The 4,067-nt window shown below is 59.3% G+C and carries 5 protein-coding genes; 3 read left to right on the forward strand and 2 right to left on the reverse strand.

The window, feature by feature from the left end; all coding sequences use genetic code 11:
- Window positions 1-675: 675 nt before the first annotated feature.
- Window positions 676-813 (reverse strand): hypothetical protein, encoded by a 138-nt coding sequence (locus VI25_RS25450; protein WP_161807031.1) that lies wholly within the window; start codon window positions 811-813, stop codon window positions 676-678.
- 163 nt (window positions 814-976) lie between these two features.
- Between VI25_RS25450 and VI25_RS22390 the strand changes: the two genes are divergently transcribed.
- Together VI25_RS22390 and VI25_RS22395 are read left to right on the forward strand one after the other, a co-directional pair.
- Window positions 977-1,279 carry a hypothetical protein gene (locus tag VI25_RS22390; protein ID WP_045690327.1) on the forward strand — a complete coding sequence of 101 codons (303 nt, stop codon included), beginning with the start codon at window positions 977-979 and terminating at the stop codon, window positions 1,277-1,279.
- Window positions 1,280-2,151: 872 nt separating this feature from the next.
- Window positions 2,152-2,385 carry a hypothetical protein gene (locus VI25_RS22395; protein WP_055562931.1) on the forward strand — a complete coding sequence of 78 codons (234 nt, stop codon included), beginning with the start codon at window positions 2,152-2,154 and terminating at the stop codon, window positions 2,383-2,385.
- Window positions 2,386-2,393: 8 nt separating this feature from the next.
- Here the strand turns inward: VI25_RS22395 and VI25_RS28060 are convergent, their stop codons facing one another.
- The gene (locus VI25_RS28060) at window positions 2,394-2,522 is read right to left on the reverse strand and encodes a hypothetical protein (RefSeq protein ID WP_262490001.1); all 129 of its coding nucleotides are present in this window, start codon (window positions 2,520-2,522) and stop codon (window positions 2,394-2,396) included.
- 448 nt (window positions 2,523-2,970) lie between these two features.
- On the opposite strand from VI25_RS28060, the gene VI25_RS22400 reads away from it, so the two are divergent.
- Window positions 2,971-4,067: PAS domain-containing protein (locus VI25_RS22400; protein WP_152981785.1), on the forward strand; the 1,097-nt coding region annotated here is incomplete at its 3' end.

The raw sequence follows: 4,067 nt of genomic DNA on the forward strand, positions 1-4,067 counted from the left end.
GCTGGTTACCCGCCTGCTACCCGCCCCACCAACTCGGCAGCCTCAGTGGGAGTACTACCCTCTACCCCCACATAAAGCGGCTGCGCATAAGGCCGGGGCTCGGCAGGGCGGCCATGGGGCTGCTAACTGGGCTACTGGTCCTGGCGGGGGTAATGCGGGAGCCTCAACCGCACCTACCCCGCTTGCTGCACGGCCAGATCGACCATATGGCCCCTATTTTCAACAGCTTTACCCCAGCGCCTATCCGTGCGCATTGGTTGGAAGATGGGCTACAATTGCCTTCCGGTACACCAGCTACGGGCAATGCGCAACTGTTGCAAACCGCTGCGGTAAGCAGTCGAATACGACTTTGGGCTCTCTTTTCAAGCAAAGCCATCGTTAGTCCAGTATGGCCCCAACTAAGCACTCCGTTTACTTCGAAAACCCGGCTAACCGGCTCAGTGAGCACGCCTAGGGATATGCCATCGTTCACTACAAAACCGGCAAACGGATATTCAACGACTTCCAAGCCCTGCTCACCCACCTCGGGCATCTACTCCGGCAGCGCGGGTGGCACAAAGTGTTTTCTGATCAGCGCGCTTGGCGTCCTTCACCGAACAGGAGCAAGCCTATATCCGGGCGCGATGGCAAAAAGAAGCTCTGGGTGGCCACCAGAAGCGGATCGTGGCCGCCTTATTACCCCACGACGTCTACGCACGACTTTCCACCCACTAGGTGATCAACGCTGCGCATGAAGGCGATGCGACCTACCATCGATTCGAGGATGAACTGGCCGCCGGCGCCTAGCTGGTAGTATTGTAAGGTAGCTACCACGGCTACCTACGGCACCCCAGGAACTACCCGTTTCGTTAGCCGGGCAACTGGTTCACTTGTGGCACACGGTTTACTGCAAAAATGCAATTTCTATTTATCTATCAACCTATATAATAGTTTTTGTCTATATTTAGGTCCGATTATTTACTATTCTAGTGTAGCTGTGTTTGCACGCGTATCCAACGAAGTACGGGCCATTCAGGCCCAGGCCTATCAACTTCAGGACTATACTGGTGGGAGTGAGGTAGAAAGTATCACCCTCTCTGTATGCCTACACGTCTGGCTCATCTATTTAGGCCATGCTATCAACCCCTCTCTGCCCTCCGGACAGCAGCAGGCACTACGTCGTAGCTACGAGCAGCTGTGCAGCGTAAGTGAGTACATGGAGGCCTTGCCCTGGCACCAATTACGGGATCAATTGCTAGAGGCTGTTGCCCCCTTGTGGGAGGTACAAGAGACCCACTAGGGGCTCTCAGGAAACGGAAAAGAGTGCACTTCTGGAGAATCGACCGACTATCTGCCCCCTTTTACAAAGACGCGGCGCTGGCCGGGGCCACGCCGACGAGTAGGGTCACTCTCCGGGTGGGTTGGCATGCGTTTAGGAGGATACGACAGGCGGAGTGAACGTGCCTGTTAAGCACGTGATGGTTGGACTACTGCCCAATCACTTACCGCTGGTCTGGGTAGGAGGCAATTTAGGACTGGAATAAGAGGGCTAGTCCCGCACGGAGATACTATTCTCCTGCCGCTCCAGCGCTTCCTAGAATGGTTATATTCTTCTGGAACCTGTAAACCGCGTCTCCCAGAGAGTATATAGGCATGGCTTAACTCACAGAATGAGCAGGTTAGCTAACCCAGATAAGTTGTTCTCTATTTCATAATACCGCTACCGTTCCACGTACGGATAGCAGGCCCCTACTTTGGGGCATCGTTTTGGGTACAGATCCGCTAGTATGCTACGCGATTCACCCCTTCGTTCCCCGTCCGTTATGATCAGCCAAGCCCTTCGCTACTCCGTCGGTTCCGTAAATCAAGCGCCTACTCCCATACCAGCTACAAGACAGTGGACGGAACTCTTGTTTCCTTTGCGGCGGGACAAGCCGTCCTGCGTCAGGGGCACGCGCTGCCGGTTGGGGGCGTACTGGTGGGCCGCTTTCGCTCCAGTCAAGCGGTGTCCTCTCCCTGCGGAACCTGACCAGGCCCATCCCTGCAAGGCATTGGCTTGGCTGTGGCATGGTAACAACTCCCGTGTCACAACCAGGGGCGATGTGTCCTGGCGTGGGGCAGTGCCATCGGCTACCTTACCTATGCTTCTTGCGTAACATCTACCCGTACTTCATGGCTTCTTTTGCTTCCGCCGCCCAGACCGAGCAGGCTTACCGGCACGCCCAGGTGCACGTCGCCCTCACTAGGCTGCAGTGTGTGCTAGGCCAGCCTAGCCCCGATTTGTTGGCCTTACTGGACCGCTATATCGCCCTGGAGCTGGACCGGGACCGGTTATGGCACCTGCTGCTGCAGGCTACTGCGCAGGAGCGGCTGCCCACCCGTGCTGCCGCCGCCGCAGTCGAATGACTTTTACGTTATGGCAATTGCGTTGGGGCATCGCGCAACACGCAGACGTCGTCCCAGCTTAGTTCTCCGGCAATGTAGCGGTGGTAGAGGCGGCGCACGTACGCCGTATCGCGGGCGTAGCGGCTAGGATTTGCCAAGTGCATCTGGTGCAAAACCTAGGCTCGTTGCTGGGAGGTCTGGGCACTCGGCCCGTATTTCGGGTCGTGAACCATAGTGGAGGGGAGCCGTGAACGGATCAGAACACAAAGGTGCCTGGGACTATCCCGCACCTCAAGAGCAATTGTAAAATACCAATTGTGTCTAGCTGGTCGTCCATCAGCTCGCGCAGCGCCAGCTAGAAGCGCTACTGCTGGGCCAGTGTGCAGTTGGGCCGGAAATCGAACGCGCGACGCGGGGCTGCGTCGAGCAGGGGCAGGCAACGGGCCAGGGCAAACAAGGGATTTTCCTGGCAACGGAACGAAGCACAACGCTAGCCCGTGGCACCACCCTATCCCACCGCCACGCTAGGCAGGGGCTTGACACCCCTGCGCTAAAAGCTACTATCTTCGGAATCGATTGTACGCTTCGTATTGCTATAAGTACCCTATGGCTTCATCTCTACCGGACCCTGCTGCCGGCTCTGCCAAGTCCCCCCTAGACTTTCCCAGCGCCTGGAGTCTGTCCGAGGTCGTGGCCAGCCTGCCGGCCGCGTGCGTGCTGCTCACCCCTACGCTGCACGTCGCCGCTGCCAGCAATGCCTACCTAGCGGTTTTCGGCCTGACGCAGGCCCAACTGCTGGGGCGCACCCTGTTCGACGTGTTTCCCGGCTCGCCCGGTACGCCCGAGGGGGACACCATCACCAGCTTGCGGGCCTCCCTAGAGCAGGTGCTGGCTACGGGCGAGCCCCACCACATGGCCGTGCAGCACTATGCCGTGCCCGACCCCACCGCCCCCGGCCAGCTCATGGGGCGCTACTGGGACCCCTCCAACAGCGCCATCCGCGACGCACAAGGCACCGTCACCGGCTTGGTGCACAGCATCGTCAACGTGACCGAACGGGTGCAGGCCGAGGCGGAGTTGGCCGCCAGCCAGACCCGCGAGCAGGACGCGCTGGCCGAGACGGAGACGAAGCGCCAGCACCTCTACAATGTGCTCATGCAGTTGCCCGCCCAAGTAGCCGTGTATCGCGGCCCGGACCACCGCTACCAGCTCGTTAACTCGAACTATCAGCGCAAGTTTCCGCACCGCTCCTTTATCGGGCGGCCGTTTCGCGAAGGCATGCCCGAAGCCGAGGGGCTGGGGGTGGTCGCCCTCTTTGACCAGGTGTACCACACGGGGGAGCCGTACTATGCACACGAGCTGGAAGGCTGGTTTGACTTTAGCGGCAACGGGCAGCGGGAGCAATTCTTTTTTGAGCTTTCGCTGCACCCGCTCCGCAATAGCCGAGGAGAGGTGGAGGGGGTGCTGGATTTTAGTTACGAGGTCACGGAACAGGTGCTCGCCCGCCGCCAGTTGCAGCAGCTCAACCAGGAGCTGGAAGCGCGGGTGCAGCAGCGCACCCAGGAGTTAGCCGCGAGTCACCAAGCCGCCGAAGTGTTGCAAGCCAACCTGCTGACCGCCGCTCAGCGCCAGGTGCAGGAGCGCGAAGACCTCTACCAGGTGTTTGCCCGAAACGTCCGGCGGGCGGTGCCTGCATCTTGCGC

The sequence above is a fragment of the Hymenobacter sp. AT01-02 genome (assembly GCF_000961955.2).
Taxonomy (GTDB): domain Bacteria; phylum Bacteroidota; class Bacteroidia; order Cytophagales; family Hymenobacteraceae; genus Hymenobacter; species Hymenobacter mucosus.